The organism is Desulfobulbus oligotrophicus, from assembly GCF_016446285.1.
GTDB classification, from domain to species: domain Bacteria; phylum Desulfobacterota; class Desulfobulbia; order Desulfobulbales; family Desulfobulbaceae; genus Desulfobulbus; species Desulfobulbus oligotrophicus.
This window is the reverse complement of the sequence record NZ_CP054140.1, coordinates 278,574-296,294: the sequence shown is the minus strand read 5'-3', so window position 1 is coordinate 296,294 and position 17,721 is coordinate 278,574. Positions and strand designations below refer to the sequence as shown.

17 protein-coding genes and 1 riboswitch are annotated in these 17,721 nt (G+C 59.4%); all 17 genes read right to left on the bottom strand.

All coding sequences use genetic code 11. The features are described 5' to 3' along the window. Positions 1–18: 18 nt before the first annotated feature. Positions 19–1,365, bottom strand: coding sequence for a M48 family metalloprotease (locus HP555_RS01305; RefSeq protein WP_199263423.1), 1,347 nt, complete (start codon positions 1,363–1,365; stop codon positions 19–21). A gap of 262 nt (positions 1,366–1,627) precedes the next feature. After that, positions 1,628–2,968: an FAD-dependent oxidoreductase gene (locus HP555_RS01300; RefSeq protein ID WP_199263422.1), complete on the bottom strand. Its 1,341-nt coding sequence runs from the start codon at positions 2,966–2,968 to the stop codon at positions 1,628–1,630. Positions 2,969–3,281: 313 nt separating this feature from the next. After that, positions 3,282–3,506, bottom strand: a complete 225-nt coding sequence (locus HP555_RS01295; protein WP_269846864.1) for a tautomerase family protein — start codon at positions 3,504–3,506, stop codon at positions 3,282–3,284. Positions 3,507–3,532: 26 nt separating this feature from the next. Next, a complete protein-coding gene (gene cobJ / locus HP555_RS01290; RefSeq protein WP_199263420.1) occupies positions 3,533–4,303 on the bottom strand; it encodes a precorrin-3B C(17)-methyltransferase in 771 nt (256 codons plus the stop codon). Beyond that, entirely contained in the window at positions 4,300–5,352 is a 1,053-nt protein-coding gene (locus HP555_RS01285; protein WP_199263419.1) for a cobalt-precorrin 5A hydrolase, read from the bottom strand. The genes cobJ and HP555_RS01285 overlap by 4 nt, the downstream gene beginning before the upstream one ends. Continuing rightward, positions 5,321–6,100, bottom strand: a complete 780-nt coding sequence (gene cobM / locus HP555_RS01280) for a precorrin-4 C(11)-methyltransferase (RefSeq protein ID WP_199263418.1) — start codon at positions 6,098–6,100, stop codon at positions 5,321–5,323. Before cobM ends, HP555_RS01285 begins: the two co-directional genes overlap by 32 nt. Then, a complete protein-coding gene (gene cobI, locus HP555_RS01275) occupies positions 6,100–6,867 on the bottom strand; it encodes a precorrin-2 C(20)-methyltransferase (protein WP_199263417.1) in 768 nt (255 codons plus the stop codon). The genes cobM and cobI overlap by 1 nt, the downstream gene beginning before the upstream one ends. Beyond that, positions 6,864–8,072: a precorrin-6y C5,15-methyltransferase (decarboxylating) subunit CbiE gene (gene cbiE / locus HP555_RS01270; RefSeq protein WP_199263416.1), complete on the bottom strand. Its 1,209-nt coding sequence runs from the start codon at positions 8,070–8,072 to the stop codon at positions 6,864–6,866. The genes cobI and cbiE overlap by 4 nt, the downstream gene beginning before the upstream one ends. Continuing rightward, on the bottom strand, positions 8,059–9,147 hold the full coding sequence (locus HP555_RS01265; protein WP_199263415.1) for a cobalt-precorrin-5B (C(1))-methyltransferase: 1,089 nt from the start codon (positions 9,145–9,147) through the stop codon (positions 8,059–8,061). Before HP555_RS01265 ends, cbiE begins: the two co-directional genes overlap by 14 nt. Positions 9,148–9,154: 7 nt before the next feature. Next, entirely contained in the window at positions 9,155–9,775 is a 621-nt protein-coding gene (locus HP555_RS01260; protein ID WP_199263414.1) for a precorrin-8X methylmutase, read from the bottom strand. A gap of 7 nt (positions 9,776–9,782) precedes the next feature. After that, positions 9,783–11,192, bottom strand: a complete 1,410-nt coding sequence (locus HP555_RS01255) for a cobyrinate a,c-diamide synthase (protein WP_199263413.1) — start codon at positions 11,190–11,192, stop codon at positions 9,783–9,785. Continuing rightward, positions 11,189–12,127: an ABC transporter substrate-binding protein gene (locus HP555_RS01250; RefSeq protein WP_199263412.1), complete on the bottom strand. Its 939-nt coding sequence runs from the start codon at positions 12,125–12,127 to the stop codon at positions 11,189–11,191. The genes HP555_RS01255 and HP555_RS01250 overlap by 4 nt, the downstream gene beginning before the upstream one ends. Before the next feature lie 18 nt (positions 12,128–12,145). Continuing rightward, complete coding sequence (locus HP555_RS01245; RefSeq protein WP_199263411.1) at positions 12,146–12,964, bottom strand: heme ABC transporter ATP-binding protein; 819 nt, start codon at positions 12,962–12,964, stop codon at positions 12,146–12,148. Continuing rightward, positions 12,945–13,985, bottom strand: a complete 1,041-nt coding sequence (locus HP555_RS01240) for a FecCD family ABC transporter permease (protein ID WP_199263410.1) — start codon at positions 13,983–13,985, stop codon at positions 12,945–12,947. Before HP555_RS01240 ends, HP555_RS01245 begins: the two co-directional genes overlap by 20 nt. Then, complete coding sequence (locus HP555_RS01235; protein ID WP_199263409.1) at positions 13,985–14,887, bottom strand: sirohydrochlorin cobaltochelatase; 903 nt, start codon at positions 14,885–14,887, stop codon at positions 13,985–13,987. The genes HP555_RS01240 and HP555_RS01235 overlap by 1 nt, the downstream gene beginning before the upstream one ends. A 157-nt stretch (positions 14,888–15,044) precedes the next feature. After that, a riboswitch (cobalamin riboswitch) is annotated at positions 15,045–15,231 on the bottom strand. Positions 15,232–15,322: 91 nt separating this feature from the next. Beyond that, the gene (locus tag HP555_RS01230; RefSeq protein ID WP_199263408.1) at positions 15,323–16,099 is read right to left on the bottom strand and encodes a helix-turn-helix domain-containing protein; all 777 of its coding nucleotides are present in this window, start codon (positions 16,097–16,099) and stop codon (positions 15,323–15,325) included. Next, positions 16,096–17,544, bottom strand: coding sequence for a pyridoxal phosphate-dependent decarboxylase family protein (locus HP555_RS01225; protein ID WP_199263407.1), 1,449 nt, complete (start codon positions 17,542–17,544; stop codon positions 16,096–16,098). Before HP555_RS01225 ends, HP555_RS01230 begins: the two co-directional genes overlap by 4 nt. Positions 17,545–17,721 lie beyond the last annotated feature (177 nt).

The window sequence follows — 17,721 nt, the reverse complement described above, 5'->3', positions numbered from 1 at the left end:
TTCTCCTGCCTGCTGTGTTCAGCGCACATAGCCCCAGCTCTGCAGGCGTGCATAGGCATGCTGGGCCTGCTCGCCGGAGCTGACTTTCTGCAGATAGTTGTGATAGTGGGTGGCGGCTTCCTGTTTTTTGTCCATCTGTTCGTAACAGTAGCCTTTATAAAAGATGACCTGCGGGTTGCCCGGCAGCAGGCGGTCATACTCGCTTAAGGACTGCAGGGCATGGTCGTACTTCTTCGTGTTGATCAGACTCACCGCCAGCAGGCTGTGCCCCTTTGGCTCGGTGGGATACACCTCTGTGGCCTTGCGGGCGTACTGCTCGGCACTGGTCACATCTTTGAGCGCCATCTGGCAGGAGGCCATCATCACCAGGGCGGTATAGTCCTGGGGAGCGGTCTGCAGCGCTGCAGTGAACTGTTCTCTGGCTGTTGGGAACTGATTTTTTCCCATGGCGGTGCTGCCGTTTTGCAGAGCAAGAATCGCCGGTTTGATCCGGCGCAGGCCCGCTGTGTTGTCCAGGTAGCGTTCCCGCTGGACGACTCCGGTCCGGGATGCCTGATAGGTGGTGGCCACCGCCTGCCGGGCCGTGGCCAGGCGTTCGTTACTCATGGGATGGGTGGCGAACATGAGTTCAATGGCACTGGGGTTGCGTTGCTGGTTCCGATTCAGCACCTCCATCAGTTTCACCATGCCATCGGCATCGTATCCGGCCCTGACCATGTACTCCATGCCAAGGGCATCGGCCTCCCGTTCGTTGTCACGGCTGTAGCTGGCCAGCAGAGCTCCGGCCCCCAGGCCACCGAGCTGTTGCACCAGGTCGGTGGCACCGCCATAGCCCGCAACACCGGTGGCCACACTTGCCCCGGTCATGAGCAGGTTGGCAATCATCCCTTTGCTTGCCTGCTGAGCGGAGTGGCGTGCACAGACATGGCCGATCTCATGGCCCAGCAGGGCGGCAAGTTCGGCCTCACTCTCCAGTTCAACCAGCATGCCTCTGGTCACGGCTATGGAACCGCCGGGGAAGGCATAGGCATTGATATAGGCGGCATTGACTCCGCGAAAGGAGAACGGCATCTGGGGCCGGTGGGAGCGCGTGGCCAGCTCGTTGCCGACCCGGCCGATATAGGCGTTCACCGAGTTGTCCTGGAGAACGCCGTAATCCTCGGAAAACTGATAGGGCGCCCGTTGACGATCAGTGTCAATCTCCTGGCTCTCAGACATCATCATCAGCTGCTGTCGGCCGGTAACCGGGTTGACCGCACAGCTGCTGAGAAACGGCCCCACAGTGAGCACACCACTGCCCAGTCCGATCAGTTTGAGCAGTTGCCGTCTGTTCAGGGCAGGTTGCGTATTTTTGGATGCAGACATGTCATTTCCTCCACAGGCAGTGAACACTCCGGGTCCGGTACTTTCACTTTTTGTGCAATAGCCGACAAGCGCTCATCAGGAGGTCGGCCTCCTCGGCGCTTTGGTACAGAGTTTCTTTTTTAGGCCCGACTCCAGACGGCAATCCGGTCCTTTTTGGGTAAGTCCGGTGGCATTGGATGCTGTGATGATGCGATGAACTGCGCATTACTCACCTGCTTCCATCTGCAGCATCCCCTTCTGCCGCCGGCAATACTCCTGTCCCCTACAGTTTCTTGATCAGCTGGTTGGCCGCTGTCAGCAGTGGATCCCAGGTGGGACCAAAGGGTGGCGCATAGGCCAGATCGTTCTGGTAAAAATCGGTCACCGTCATCTTTGCCAACAGAGCCACGGCTGCGGCATTGATACGATGTGCCACCTGGTCGGTTCCGGTGATCTGCACACCGAGCAGGCGTCCGGAAGTGCGATCACCCACCATGGCCACGTGGATGGGCTGTGCACCGGGATAGATTCCGGCCCGCGATCTGGAGCGGATAACAACGCTGACCGGATCGAACCCTGCCCCCTGGGCCTCGTGCACGGTGAGCCCGGTTCTGGCGATCTGCATGTCAAACACCTTGAATACCGCGGTACCGGCTATGCCGGGTAAGGCGACCCGGCCGCCGCAGACATTGTCGGCCACGGCCCAGCCGGCGCGGTTGGCACGGAGAGCAAGGGGGATCCAGGCCTTTTTTCCGGTGACCAGGTGGTAGCTGTCGGCACAGTCACCGGCCGCAAAGATGAGGGGATCCGAGGTGCGCAGACCATGATCAACGGCAATTGAGCCGCCGACACTCAGCTCAAGACCGGCATCCCTGGCCAGAGAGGCTATCGGCTCCACACCAATGGCCACAATAACCAGGTCCGCGGCAAGGCGCAGCTGGTCGGCAACCACCTCAAGATGATCATCCACGGCAATGATCCGTTCAATGGCATGACCGTCATAAAGACCGGCCCCGTTTACCAGCAGGTGTTCCTTCACCGGTTCGGCCAACTCCCGATCCAACCAGGGCAGAAGGCCTGCCCTCGGCTTGATCAGATCGACCTTGAGCCCCCGTTTCGTGAGAGCTTCCGTCATTTCCAGGGCGATATACCCCATCCCGATAATAACGGCCCGACGGGCCTGCCGGTCGCGGAGAAAGGTCTTGATCTTCCGGCCGTCAACCAGGTTTTTGACTGCCAGAACGCCGTCCAGGTCGCAACCCGGGATATTCGGCCGGATAGGTCTGGCACCGGTGGCGATGAGCAGCTGGTCGTACTCAACAGCGAAAGAGGTACCTTCCGCTGTGCGGCCATGCACTGTCCGGGCTGTGCGGTCTATTCGTTCCACCCGGTGCCCGGTACGCAGGTCGATCCCGAGTTTGTTGATAAAGGTGGCGGCACTGCGCACCACCAGGTCTTCTATGACTCTGTCCGGATCCGCGATATTGTAGGGAATGTTGCAGGCGCTGTAGGAAACATCCTGACCCCTTTCAAGGACAACGACCTCCAGGTCCGGATTGTGGCGCTTGGCTCGACTGGCGGCACTCATTCCGGCCGCATCACCACCAATAATAACAAAACGCATAGTCTGCCTCCCCTTGCCGTGCCGGCCTGTGTTGAACGTTTAAAAGCACCTGCTGCAGATTCTGCAACAGGTACGGACAGTGGTCTGTAAGAAACACAGACAGGGTTCCATAAATTGTGCAGATCGTCAAGGATTGGTACGGGTGTTCCAGGGTTGATTGCAGGCAGAGTATTGAGCGGCTGCGTGATTGTTGCCGGGTTGAGCCAGGCAGGACCGGATCAGCGCCCGTGCGGATGTACCTGCTGTGCGAAAGTGTGGTCCCTGCCTGCTGCCCGGCTCTGAGGCGGAACAAACAGACAGGGGGGCTGCCCGGTCAGCGGCGGGATTGCTGTCGGATCAGGGTCACCTGTTCACCACCGATTCCCCAGTTGTCGGTGTCCACCTCATCAATAACAACCACGGTGGTGGCGGGGTTTTTATTGAGCACCTCCTGCAGCAGCCTGGTCACACCGGATATGAGAGCTGCCTTCTGTTCGGAGGTTGCGCCTTCTCTGGTGATCTTGATGTTGACATACGGCATTGTCCGCTCCTTCTGCAGATATTTTTTGTTGCTGTTTACACGACCTAAAGGCCGTACTTGCGGCTGTATCCCCGCGGTGTGATCATCTTATCCCGCCAGACAAAGGTTTGCGAGTTCCCGATGATCACCGTGGTCTGCATGCCGATCTCTTCATCCAGCATTGCTGCCAGGGTGGTCAGCCGCACGGTCTCGTGTTCACGGGTGGCGCCGCTGACGATGCCCACCGGAGTGTCCGGGGCCCGGGAGGCAAGCAGGATGTCGCGGGCCCTGACGATCTGGTCAGTGCGCTTTTTGGACTTGGGGTTGTAGATGACCACAACAAAATCCGCCGGAGCCACCGCTGCCAGGCGCTGTTCGATCAGTTCCCAGGGAGTCATGAGGTCTGAGAGACTGATGGCGGCGAAATCGTGCATCAGCGGTGCGCCGAGGATGGCGGCACAGGCGTTCAGGGCGGCAATACCGGGGATGATGTCGATGGGTACCGAGGTGTTCATGGTTCGGGCGAGTTCAAAAACAAGGCCCGCCATAGCGTAGATGCCGGGATCGCCGCCGCAGACCAGCGCCACCCGCTTTCCCTCTTCAGCAAGTTCCAGGGCTTTGCGACAACGGTCGATCTCCTGCATCATGGCTGAGGAGAGCACGGTACTTGCTGGGTTGAGACAGGACCGGACCAGATCGAGATAGGTGCGGTATCCGACCACAATCTCTGCCTGTTCCAGCGCGGTTTGCGCCCTGGGGGCCATGAGATCGATGGCACCGGGACCGATACCAACAACGGTGAGTGTTCCCTCTGAGCTGTGTTGTGCGGTTGTCATGGTGCTGTTGCTTCCTTGTGTGTTGAAACGATGAGTGGATCGGCGATTTCCGCCACGGCAGTGGTTACAGCCGGCCATTTTATTTTTGGAACCAGGAGGGTGCTGTCGACCCCGGCACTGAGCAGGGCCGCCGGTTCAGCGACACCCTTGGCGCCGGTGGCCCGCTGCACTGCCGGCGAGACACTGACACCCTCCACCTGGTTGAGCTGGTCTTTGGTGTAAAAATCAAGGGGCAGGTCGTGCCGGCGGGCATACTCGCACAGCCCGACCTCGTCCTGTTTAAGGTCGATGGAGGCCAGGCGGGCAATGGCCTGCGGGGCCAGGTTGTGCTGCTGACAGGTTGTCGTGACAGCGGCGGCAATTACCTCTGCCGGTGTTCCCCGGTTGCAGCCGATACCAAACACCAGGGATCGGGGAAAGAGGAGAGTGCCGTTCCCGGTCGGCTCCAGGCGGCTGTCAATGGACAGGTCGGCCCGGGAACGGTCGGATGTCTGCCTGAGATCTTCCGGCAGGCGTGGCAGAGGATAGCGGCTCCATAGGGTGACGTGTCCCTGGTCGACCAGTCGTCCCATGGTACGGGTCAGAGCATCGGTGCTGACCGGCGTCAGTTGCCACTGCCGGCACCAGAGGTCAAGGGGAGTGTATCCCAGGACATCGGAGGCCGTGGTTATGACCGCCTGGCCGCCGGTGATCCCGGCCACCCGCTCTGCCAGATCGTTGGCACCGCCGATGTGGCCGGAGAGCAGGGAGATGGCAAACTGGCCCAGCTCATCGCACACCACCACGGCAGGATCGTGGTATTTATCGCGCAGGAGCGGGGCAATGGTGCGGATGACAATACCGGTGGCCATGATGCAGACAATTGCAGGATAGCGATGCCAAACCTCTTGCATCACTGCGGCGAGCCGTCCTTTGCAGGCAAAGAAGTCTCCGTGCAGACGGTCGGCCAGGCGAGCCCCGCGTTCACAGCCGCCACGGCTGATCGCCAGGACGGCACAGCGTCGGTCTGTCGCTAAATCAGCGGTACTCGTGGGAGAAGGTGTGGGCATAGAGTTTGGACGCAGTAGTGATCTCGTCGGCTAAGGCCGGGCCGACCACGATCATGGCGGTTTTTTTGATGTTGGACGTCTGCACCTGATCGGCGATATTCTCCAGAGTACCGTGCAGGATCTGCTGATCCGGCCAGCTGGCCCGTTCAACCACGGCAACAGGGGTCTGCACTGGATATCCTCCGGCAATCAGCTCTTCAACCACCGCCCCCATCATGGAAACACTCAGGAAGATGCACATGGTTGCCTGGGCCTGGGCCAGGCGGTGCAGCGATTCACGTTCCGGCACCGGCGTGCGCCCGGCCTGACGGGTCAGGATCACTGTCTGGGTGACCTCGGGAACGGTGAGTTCTTTTTTCAGCGCCGCGGCTGCGGCAAAGGCGGAGCTGACGCCGGGCACCACCTCATAGGGGATCTGTACCCGATCAAGCCACTGCATCTGCTCCCGGATGGCACCGTAGATGGCCGGGTCACCGGTGTGGAGCCGTACCACTCGCAAACCGGCGGTGTGCCCCTCTACCAGCAGCTGCATGATCTTCTTCAGGTCAAGTGCTGCACTGTCATGGCAGACCGCTGCTATGCCGCTGAGCAGTGCAGGGTTGACCAGGCTGCCGGCATACACCACGATATCTGCGGTATCGAGCAGGCGACGTCCCTTGAGGGTGATCAGTTCCGGGTCTCCGGGACCTGCGCCGAGGAAAACCACGGGATAACGAGTGCCTTTACATTGCGGATGTGTTGCTTCCATCAGATAACCTGTACCTTCTTTTTGCGGATGACCATGGTGGAGAAGTAATGCAGTTTCTGGCCGCGGGCCCGGCGGACATCGGTATACACCCGTTCATCGGGAAGACCGGAGCGTTCGGTCAGTACTGCGCAGTCCACAAGCCCGAGTTCCTCAAGGAGATCAAGCAGGGCATCGATACGGCGGTGCACCTTCATCAGTACCACGGCATCCATGGTCAGGAGGATATGCCGCAAACGATCATCTTCAAAGGCAGCGGGTACCACGGTCAGGATATCATCACCCAGGGCCAGGGGGCTGTTCTGCGATGCGGCGCAGGCGGCCATGGCCGTGATGCCAGGTATCACCGTGACCTCTGTCTGCGGCCGCTGCTCCTGAATCATGGGCAGCAGGTAGAAGGCAGTGGAGTACAGGGTAACATCGCCCAGTGTGGGAAAGGCCACATCCTCGCCGCGGTCAAGATGATGCATGACCTCCTCGGCCGACTGCCGCCAGGCGTCCAGCAGCTGTTCGTCGGTTTCCTGACCGAGATAGACCTTTTTCATGGGAAAACAGAGCGAGAGAATGGTGCGGTCGGTGTCCGGTACCATCTGTTCCGCGATCTGTCGGGCACTGCTGGTTCCGTTCTGTCTGGCCGAGGGCACGGCCCATACCCTGGTTCGGCTCAGAACACGGACCGCCTTGCAGGTCATGAGCTCCGGATCTCCCGGTCCGACGCCGACCAGGTACAGGTGACCATTTGATGAGGAAAGAGGGGAAGCGTTGTTCATGTGGTACCTGTGATAAGGGTTATGGGGTTGAGGTTCTTCACTGCCTCGCCGGGATACTGCTGCCGGGTAACGGTCAGCGTGCTGGTATGCACCTGCAGGCCCAGCTCCTGCAGACAGGTGATGGCAGTGGTCGCCGTCTGTTCGAGCACGGCACTGATGACGATTCTTCCTTCTGGTTTGAGCCGGGCAGTCGCGGTTGCCAGAATCGCTTCCAGTTGGCCGCCGCTGCCACCGATGAAGATTCGATCCGGGTCCGGCAGCCCGGCAAGTATTTCCGGTGCCTCACCGTTGATCGGCCGGATGGAATAGCTGCCGTAGCGGCGAATGTTGGCGCGGATGTTGGCCTGTTCCTCTGCCTTTTTTTCAACGGTATAGATGGCAAGATCCGGACAGAGACGAGATGCCTCCAGGGAGATCGACCCGGAACCGCCGCCGATATCCCAGAAAATACCGGTGGCGGGAAGCTGTAACCGGTGCAGGGCAGCAGCACGGATCTCGTCTTTGGTAATCAGACCCCGGGAGTGTTGAATATCGTTTTCAGAAAGCCCGAAGCAGGTTTTTACGGGCGGTACCGGCTGTTCAATGAGCACCATGTTCAAAGAGCTGAAGGTACGCTCAGCCATAGCAGCTAAACTACCGTCGATGAGCTGTTCATCGGGCAAGCCCAGGTTTTGTGCCACCCGCATGTGAAGAGCGGCAAGACGTTCATGATCATCACAGTCTGTCAGTGCGCTGATCAACCGTGCCGCTATCCGGTCAGGGGTGTTTTGGTTGTCGGTGAACAGGAGGGTTCGGGGATGGCGCAGCACCTGGCCGACAACATTGTCCGCTGAGCGGCCGTGCAGACTGAGAACGGTCAGATCGTCCCAGGGGACACAAAAACGGGAACAGGCCAACTGGGCGGCTGACAGGGCCGGATGAACACGGATCTGATCCGGACCGAACCGGTCAAGCAGGGTGCGGCCGATGCCGAAAAACAGGGGGTCACCGCTGGCCAGCACCGCCACATCACCCATGGCCAGGAGTTCTTCCACCTGGTTGAGCATGGTCGCCACCGGGCTGATAGCAATAAGCAGCACCGGAATATCGACAACAAGGGGCTGATGGCGGCGGGAGGCGGCAATGGCGCAGCAGTGGCGGAGAACGGTCCACTGCTCGCTGCTCAGGCTTGTACCGCTGATACCAATCAGTTCAATGCGTGACATGTGCAACTCCTTGATCAGACGTCACCAGATAGACATGCACCGGCAGGCCGGACCACTGCTCTGCCTGGATTTTGGCCTGTGTGCAGACGGCGGCAACCAGATCGTCCCGACCCTGTGCCATGAGACGGTCATAGATTTCGCGGGCAGTGTTGGCAAGGCGCAGCTCATCAGCGCTGTTTTTCTCAAGGCCGAGGCGCGCCAGCAGTTCGGCGGCATGGCGGGTTTCCAGAGCACCGTTGCGAACATGGGTCTGCGGTACAGCCAGAGCAGCCTTCACCATCTTGGCCCACATAGCCGCGAGATGGATACAAGAGAAGCCATGACGCTGGGCAGCCTTTAAGGAGTAGTGCAGGTAATCGCCCATCATCACCTGGGCCTCTTCCGGCAACTGCAACAGTCTCTGGACCGCTGCTTCCGAGGTGCGGCCGGTGGACAGGATCACCTCAGACAGACCGACTGCCCGCGCCACCTGCATTGAGGCCTCGATGGTGTCGGTCCAGGCCTTGGCTGATACCGGGCGGACAATACCGGTGGTGCCGAGAATGGAGAGGCCGCCGATCACCCCGAGTCGCCGGTTGAGGGTCTTTTCAGCCAGGATCTCTCCGTCACGGACAAAGATCTCCACCTCCAGGGAGTGCTTCTGGTCTGATCCGTCCAGGGCCTCCGCCACTGCGGCAAGGATCATCTGCCGCGGGACCGGGTTAATGGCCGGTTGGCCCACAGGAACCGGGAGGCCGGGCTTGGTGACAGTGCCGACACCAGGGCCGCTTATCAGAATGACCGGCTGTAAGTGACCGGCTTCAATCCAGCGGGCCCGCGCCCCGATTTCAGCGCCGTTGGTAACATCCGGATCATCGCCCGCATCTTTCACCACTGTGGCCAGTGCGCTGTCCGCCCTGCTGTCAACCCGGCAGAGCGCAAAACTGTGCCGGGAGCCGTCGGGAAAGGGGACCTCCACGGCAGTTTGTCCGGGTGTGCCCAACAGACCGAGAACCGCTGCCTTGGCTGCGGCTGCTGCGCAGGCACCGGTCGTGTACCCGCTGCGCAGCGGTCTTTTTCTGCCTGCAGCGCCCATGGTCACCTCAGGCAAGCCGCAGGAGGGCGTTGACGGCGGCAACCGCCACCGGTGTACCGCCTTTACGGCCCAGGGTCGTGATGAACGGATAAGGCTGCCGGACCAGGATCTCCTTGGATTCGGCGGCATTGACAAAGCCGACCGGCACACCGATCACCAGATCCGGATTGAACAGACCCTGATCGATCAGCTCCATGACCTTGAGCAGTGCGGTGGGGGCATTGCCCACGGCAACAATGCCGATGTTGTCGGCCACACTCCGGCTTATGGCGGCATCGGAACGGGTGGTGGTGTTGGCTTTGGCCATGGCTGCGGTCTCGGCCTCTGCTATCCGGCAGATGACCCGGCCTCCGAAACGGGCGAGCAGGCCTGTGGAAACGCCGCTGGCCGCCATGTTGACATCAACCAGGATGTTCTTTCCGCTGCGGATGGCGGCAAGGCCGGCACTGATGGCCTGGGGATGAAAACGAAGGGTTTCGGCAAAACTGAAATCACCGGTCGCATGGATGATGCGTCGGACCACGGCAAACTCCTCCGGTGTACAGTCAGTGGTGCCGAGTTCATGTTCAATGATGCGAAAACTTTCAGCCTCAATGTCTTGCGGAGCAATTGGTTGTAGTGTGACCATGGAGAACCTAGAGGGGTTGAGGAGTGGGAGCTGCAGCCTGCAGCAGGAGTCCGGCGTCTGTGCCGGCGTCAACCTGTTGACATATCCGGACAAATCGACTTGCTGCCGCAGGGGTGCGGCCCCAGTGCAGGTGGACAAAACCGGCCAGGGTGTGATCGGAGCAGGTACGATACCCTTCCCGGCGGCCGTCCGGCAAGCGGAAGGCCGTGTCTGCAGTCGTATCGTTGATTGTTATGCTTGAGTAGTGGAACTCGTGGCCGTACAGTTCCGTCCCCTGTGGTGCCAGCAGGCAGTCGGTCTGTACCTGAACCTGGCGGTACCCCAGACGGCGCAGTTGAGAGTGCACCTGTGCGGCAAAGGGATAGAGTCCGGTCAGGGTATGGGTGGCACCTTCCTGGTCGGTGATTGATTGGCAGAGGTAGAGAAAACCACCGCTCTCGGCATAGATCGGTCTGCCGGCTTCGGCAAAGTGGCGGATCTGCCTGAGCATATTGCTGTTTGTACTGAGACGGTGGGCATAGAGCTCCGGATACCCGCCGCCCAGATAAAGTCCTGTAATACCGGAGGGGAGTCGCTCATCGTTGAGAGGACTGAAAAAGACCGGTTCTGCACCGGCGGCCCGGAGGAGATCCAGATTGTCCTCATAGTAAAATGAAAAGGCTGCATCCCTGGCCACCCCGATTTGTACGGGCCTGTCGGTAACCGGTGGGGGGGCGCTCCAGGTGGTATCAGGTTGTGCTGCACAGTCTGCGGCAGTCCGCAGGACCAGCCCCAGGTCGAGATGAGATTCGATGAGGCTGACGAGCTGGTCAAGAGCCTGGGGTGACAGCGGGTGGTCTTCATCCACGTACAGACCGAGGTGACGGGAGGGCAGGGTGATGGTTGCCTGACGCGGCAGAAACCCGACCACCGGGACCGGGCAGTGTGTGTGCATGGCATCGGCGATCATTGTCTGGTGTCTGGCAGACCCGACCCGGTTGCAGATGACCCCGGCCAACCTGATTTCAGGATCCAGCGTATTGAACCCGTGTACCACAGCGGCTACACTTTCAGCTGCCGAACGGGCATCAACAACCAGCAGGACCGGCAGGCCGAGGGTCTTTGCAAGCGTTGCCGCCGAGCCTTCACCACCGTCGAAAAGCCCCATGACGCCCTCAACCACCGCGATACCGTCAGGGGAGGTGTGTTGGGCAAAGGTGTGGCGCACAAAGGCTTCTCCGCACATACGAATATCAAGGTTGCGTGACACCCGGCCGGTGACCATCCGGTGCAGCGCAGGGTCGATGAAGTCGGGGCCGGTCTTGAAAGGGTGGACTTTTAACCCACGGCGGGCCAAAGCAGCCATCAGGCCAAGGGTAACGGTTGTTTTGCCGCACCCTGAATGGGTACCGGCGATGAGCAGGCCAGAACAGTTCATAAACGGGCAATCCCTTCCTGACCGTAATCCGGATAGAGCAGGGAACGGACAAAGGCTATGCCGTCCAGCAGCCCCATGGTCGGTCGTGATACCATGTTTTCATCAACAAGAAATACCTGATTCTCACGCACTGCCTTAATGGCTGCAAAACCTGGTTCTTTGATGATGTTATCGACGCTCACCGGGTTCATCCGGCCGCTCTGGGCAAGGTAGAGGTCGATATGATCGGCCTTGGCGAGAATCCGCTCCTTGCCGTAGGCCGCGATATTTGTTTCACGTACCTGTTTGGCATCGGCGGCCACATTGATGCCGCCTGCCGATTCAAGGACAAACATGGCGATTGAGGTGGGGGCAAAGGTCTTCATCTGGCGATGAATGGCCTCAAAGTAGACTCGTTTACGTTTGTCCTGCGGCACGCTTTGCAGGGATGTGCGTATGGCGGCCAGTCGTTTGTTAAAGGTCGCAATCATGGCGGTTGCCTCTTGTTCACGACCGGTGAGTCGGCCCAGAGCATTCCAGTAGTCAAAGAGTTCCGCTTTGGTTGTGGGTTGCAGCGAGACCACCCGGACATTGTTTTTCTCCAGGATGCGGACAAGGGTGGGATAGCCGCGATGGATCATCGGCCGGATGAGGACCAGGTCCGGCTTGAGGGCAAGTAACCGTTCCGGGTCATCTGAAAAATGGATTTTCGGCCGGCCCGGCAGCTGGTTGTCGTTTAAGCCGCAGGCAATGATCTCCCGGTTCAGGCCGAGTTCCATCAGATTGGTGGTGTGGGCCGGATAGAGCGAGATGATCCGTTTAAATGGTTGCGAGAAGACCACGGTCCGTTTATCGCTGTCCATAATCGAGGTCGCAAAGACCTGGGAAGCCGGCAGGAGCAGGAGCAGGAGCAGGAGGAAACAGGGGATGATGGTAACAAGGTGTCTGGTTTGCATGGGCTGAACGTGTTGAGGTTACAAAGAGCGCGGCAGTCTGAAACTGACCTGCCGACTGTTGGTAAAGGTACTGACAGAGACTTCCGCCTCGACGTTATACACGGATTCGATGGTGGCCGGTGTGAGAACATCGTTGGTTGGACCCTGGCAGACGACCTTGCCGTTTTTGAGAAAGATGAGCTGATCACAGAAAAAGGCCGCCAGGTTCAGGTCGTGCATCACCGCCACCACCTGCAACCCCTGCTGGTGAAAACGGTTGCGGATAAGATGCAGGATCTCCAGGCTGTGGTGTATGTCGAGATTGGACGTTGCCTCATCAAGCAGAAGCACCTCCGGTTGTTGCGCAAGGGCACGTGCCACCGCCACCCGTTGTTTTTCACCGCCCGAGAGTTGAGTGATCGGGCGATCGGCCAGGGCGGCGACACCGGTGGCCTGCAGCGTTGCCTCAATGAGCATCTGATCAGTTTGGCTCGGGAGGGCAAAGCGATGCAGGTGGGGATGCAGTCCCATCTCGACAACCTCACGCACCGAGAAGCCGAACCGGACCATGAAATCCTGCGGAACCAGCGACAGCAGGCGGGCCAGCTGTTTTTTGGGCCAGAGCTGCAGCGGCTGTCCCCGGAAGGTGATGGTGCCGCTATTCGGGGTGCGCAGCCCGGCAAGAAGATCAAGCAGCGTGGTCTTGCCGCAGCCATTGGGCCCGAGGATACCGGTACAGTAGCCGTGTTCGAGCTGCAGACTGATGTTGTGCAGCACCGGCTGGTTGCCGTAGCTGAAGTTGATGTTGGTCAGCGACCAGAGCGGATGGTGCTGGTGATCAGAATACGGCTGCGCCATCCCGTTGCCTTCGCTTAAAAAGGATACAGAAAAACGGCCCGCCGAGCAGGGCGGTCAACACGCCGATCGGCACCTCCGTCGGCAGCACGGCCCGGGTTAAGGTGTCGGCCACCAGGAGAAGCAGGCCGCCGGCAAAAAAGGCCAGCGGCACCAGGAGCCGATTGTCCGGACCGACCAGGTGGCGGAGCATATGCGGAACGATCAGGCCGACAAAGCCGATGATACCGGAGACCGAAACAGCAAGCGCGGTCATCAGTGAGGTCACAACGAGCAGGGAGAGCCGAATGCGCACGGCATGCACCCCGAGGGAAGTGGCTGTGCGGTCGCCGGTGGCCATGATGTTGAGGTCGCGACTGTAGTAGACAGCCACCAGGGTGCCGAACAGGGCCGCGGGTGCCAGCAGGACGATACTGGACCAGGAGGCTCCGGCAAGGCTGCCCATGAGCCAGAAAACGATCAGGCCGACCTGTTCATCGGCAAGGAACTTCAGAAAACCGATGGCTGCCGACAAGATAGCCGCCACAATGACTCCGGCCAGAATAAGACTTGTGGAGGAGAGTCGTCGATCCCCGGATGCTAAAAACAGAACCACGGCCAGGGTGCCCACGGCGCCGCCGAAGGCAAAGATCGGAACAGTCACGCTGGTGGGTAGAGAAAGGCCGAAGATCTGCAAGACAATGACGAGCGAGGCTCCAAAGGCTGCTCCTGTGGAGATGCCCAGGGTGTACGAGTCTGCAAGCGGGTTGAGCAGAATGGCCTGAAAGACGGCCCCGCTGACACCGAGCAGGCCGCCGACCAGGACGGAGGCCAGTATGCGGGGCAGACGGACATCAGTGATCACCGTGGCGGCAACCGGGTCGATATCTGCAGGCGGTGCCTGACCGCTCAGCCTGGCAAAGAGAACAGCCACCACATCTGAAACTGAGACCTGGAGAAAACCGAGGGTTGCCGAGAAGGCAATTGCCGCCATCACGGCTATGACCAGTGGCAGCAGCCACGCTGTCATGGTTGGTCTGGTCATCAGTGCAACTCGACTCCCGCATCGGCAGCGGCTTCTGCCGCATGGTCTATAAATATCTGTACCAGAGCCGGACACTGGCTCAACCCTGTAAGCACAGGCGTGACTTCAAACCCCTGTGCTGTAAGCCTTGACAGCCAGGAGTCCTCTTCCGGTCCGGCGAGATCGTTGGCGGCGTGTTCACCGGCAACCAGTAAAAAGGGCTTGAGTATCACCCGCTGAACCCCATGGTGGCACAGATCGGTGAGGATGTCGTCAAGATCGGGAAAACCTTCCGCTGTGGCAATCAGGGTCAGCACATCGGGATACAGCTGACGCATGCGGGCGGCAAATTCAAGATACAGGCCACCGGAGGGAAAGAAGTGGTTGCCGTGGCCCATGTAGACGAGGGCGGCTTTTTTGTCACGAGCCAGGGCAGCGTCGTCGGATAATGCTTCAGCAGCCCGGCGGATGTCGTCGGCGTAGGGGCGTTGGAGGTGATAGCTGCCCAAAAGCGGTCGGCCCAGGGCAATGGTTTTAAAAGGTCGCCATCTCGGCTTCATGGTACTGATCGAGGTCAGTCCGCGAACATAGGCGCCGAGGTCGTGGAACTCCTCAGCCGGGACAATGTGGGTCGACTGGACGATCAAAGTGTCGACACCCCGGTCCTGGAGATTGGCTATGGCCGCCAGGACACCCTGGACTTTAAGGATCTCGTCGGGAACTTCCGGATGCGTGTTCAGATAGATGGGGTCCTGGGCACGACGCTGCCAGATCTGCCGGATCTGATTGGCTGTAAAGGCCATCCTGACCGGAATCTGTGGAAACGCCTCAGTCATGGCCCGACGAATGGACAGCAGTCCGGAAAGGGCTGTTTCCACTGTTGTGCCGAACGTGGCCAGGACAATCGCTTTGTTCTCATGCATGATGGGTTTTCTCGGTTGGAGGCATACCAGAGCAGCAGTACTGGTGCATGCCGGGCTGAACCGGGAGGCTGAAATAAAAAAATCCCGGATCATTCTTTATGATCCAGGATATCCCGTGCTTACCGCTGGAGCCTGTCCCGTTCCTGTGCCTGCAGACGCGGGATCCATAATTCAGGCAGGTCTTCTGACTTCCGGATCGACCTCGTCCCGCGTCTTCCCATTCCTGACGGAGCAGTGACGTTCGTGCGGGATCTGTCCCCGGTTACAGCGGCGGGCCCGTTCCGGTTTTGCACCGGATTCCCTTTTCATCCGTTGATCTGGACACCTGAATGTCAGTGCGAGCCATCGTACCCGTCGCTTCCGGTGAAGTCAAGCCGTGAATAAAGGTTGTGCAGAAAAACGGGAGCCCGGCATTGGTGCCCGCTGTTGTGCGGATCAGTCCATGGCGAGCGTGTTGTCCACCAGGGGGGGTAAGAGGGACTGTACTTCGGAGGCGCTCCATTCGAGCCGGCCCGAAGGGGGGGCCGCCTGGATCTGATCAAGGGCCCGGGCGATCTCTTCATAGCTTTTCCCCTTTTGCCGGAGTCGTTGCACCGAAGCAGCCAGCTGTTCACGGCTGAACGTTTTTTTGGGATGCCATACTTCCTGTCGATCCGGCGGGGGAGACGCTGGGGTAGCTGTGTGCAGAGATGTGAAATCGGCAGGCAGCACGATGGCTTCGTACAGATCAGACGGACGGTCTGCGGACAGGCGGTCGTCCTGAGGTTGCTCATCCGGGGCGAGCGGCATTGGTTTATACTCTAACTGTAAACCCACCATCATTCGCATCAGATCGTCAATCTGCCGGTCACGCCGTGCCAGTTGTTCGCGCATGTCTTCGAGCTGGTCACGAAGCAGGCCGATCTGATTTTTATAGGACTGCAGCAGTTCATCAAGGTAGCTGTCGTCTGCGGCGGCTGGTGAGGCAACAGGGGCAGGGGGCGGTGGAGCGGTTGGCTCTGCGTCCCGGGCATAGGTGGCCATCAGTCGGCGGCCGTCGCTCCATTTTTCCAGATCCGGTCGGCGAAAACGGACCTCCTGTTTGCCGGTGGCCGGGTTGAGTATCATCTTAAAGGGAAGACCGCGCTTGCGGTAGCGAGTGATGGACTTAATAGAAACATCAAGGAAATCAGCAGCCTCTTTCTGGGTCATCGCATACTCGTTGTCGCTCATGGCCGCCTCGCTGTATTGTTGTGCTGGAGACTGTTTTTTTGCTGGAGCAGTTCTCGTCCGGTTTCGATCACAGCGGTGAGGAACCGGTCGATTTCAGGCTTGTCGACATTGACGTTTGTGATCAACAGCCGGAGCACGAGTTCACCGTTGACAAAGCCGGTACCGATCAGGGCGCGTTTGCTGTGATGCATCTGCTCGCGCAAATTCTGATTGAACAGGGCTGCCGGAGTGCCGTTCGGGGTGCGGAATCGAAAACAGACGTTAAACGATTCTCTGGGGACCGCCATCTCAAGTTCCGGCAAGCGTTTAATCTGCTGTTCCGCATACCGGCAGAGATCGAGGTAGTGCTCGACGCGTTCTGCAAATCCGGCCTGACCATAAAATTTCCAGTCAAGGAACCACTTCAGACTGTCAACACGGCGACCGCACTGCAGGGACAGGGTACCGAGATCTCTGATTTCGCCGTTTTCCCCGCCGTGGAAGATGTAACTTTCGTCACCGGCACTGCACACCCTGCGCAAGACATCCTGATGCCGATTAAACAGCAGTACATTGCACATCAGCGCCGTGCCCAGCATCTTGTGAAAGTCGAGGGTGAAGGAGTCCGCCTGTTCAAGATCCGGCAGGAATCGGCGGCGAAGTTCGTCACTGAAGATCACCGCTCCGCCCCAGGCACCGTCAACATGCAGCCAGAAACCGTACTTCCGGCGTAACGCCAGCAGAGGTTCAACACGATCGTACGCACCGCGGACCGTGGTTCCGGCGGTGGCGGCCACGAAAAACGGCAGGCCGCCCCGAGCCTGAACATCGGCAAGCTGCCTTTCCAGGGAGACTGTATCCATGCGGCCGTGCTCATCCACAGCGACTTTACGCAGCTGATCAGTGCCGATTCCGAGAATGTTGGCGGCCCGGTCCATGGAGTAGTGCGCATCTGCATTGACAAAGGCAAACAGCGGCGGTCCGCCGGACAGTCCCTTGTTTTTGATGTCCGGCAGAGCGGTATTGCGGGCGGCCATCATGGCAATCATATTGGCATTGCTCGAACCGGTGGTCATCTGGCCGCACCCCTGCTCAAAGCCGACCAGTCTGAGCATGGTGGTAAGCATGTACTTTTCCATCAGGGTGGACACCGGCGCAGTTTCGTACGTGCAGGCCGAGGTGTTCGTGCAGGCGACAATGATCTCCCCGATGACTGAAGGGAGGTTGGCGCCGGCCCACATACGGTTGACATAGCCGGGATGCGTGGTTTTTACAGCATACGCCAGATAGGCCTCAACCCAGGAAAACAGAGCGTCCCAGTCTCCACGACCGCGATCCTCCTCAAGTCGGAGTCGTTGCCGAAGTTCGTCGGGCTCCAGGTAGTCGACAAAGCAGTCGGTGGTTCGTTGTTGCCGGTAATTGGTGATGATTTGCAGCAGTCGCTCAAAGATGGCGTCTTGTTCCATTGGATCTGTGCATCCTCCCGTCATCAGTACAAGATTCGAATCAAAACAACGCAATATGCGTGTGGTACCCTGGGCCATTGTCGGCGCGGTGTGGTTACTGCGCGTGTATGCACCGGTTGTCGGCGTTGCGATCGGTGGGGATGCTTCCAGATGAGCCGTTGCCGGAGCAGACAGGAA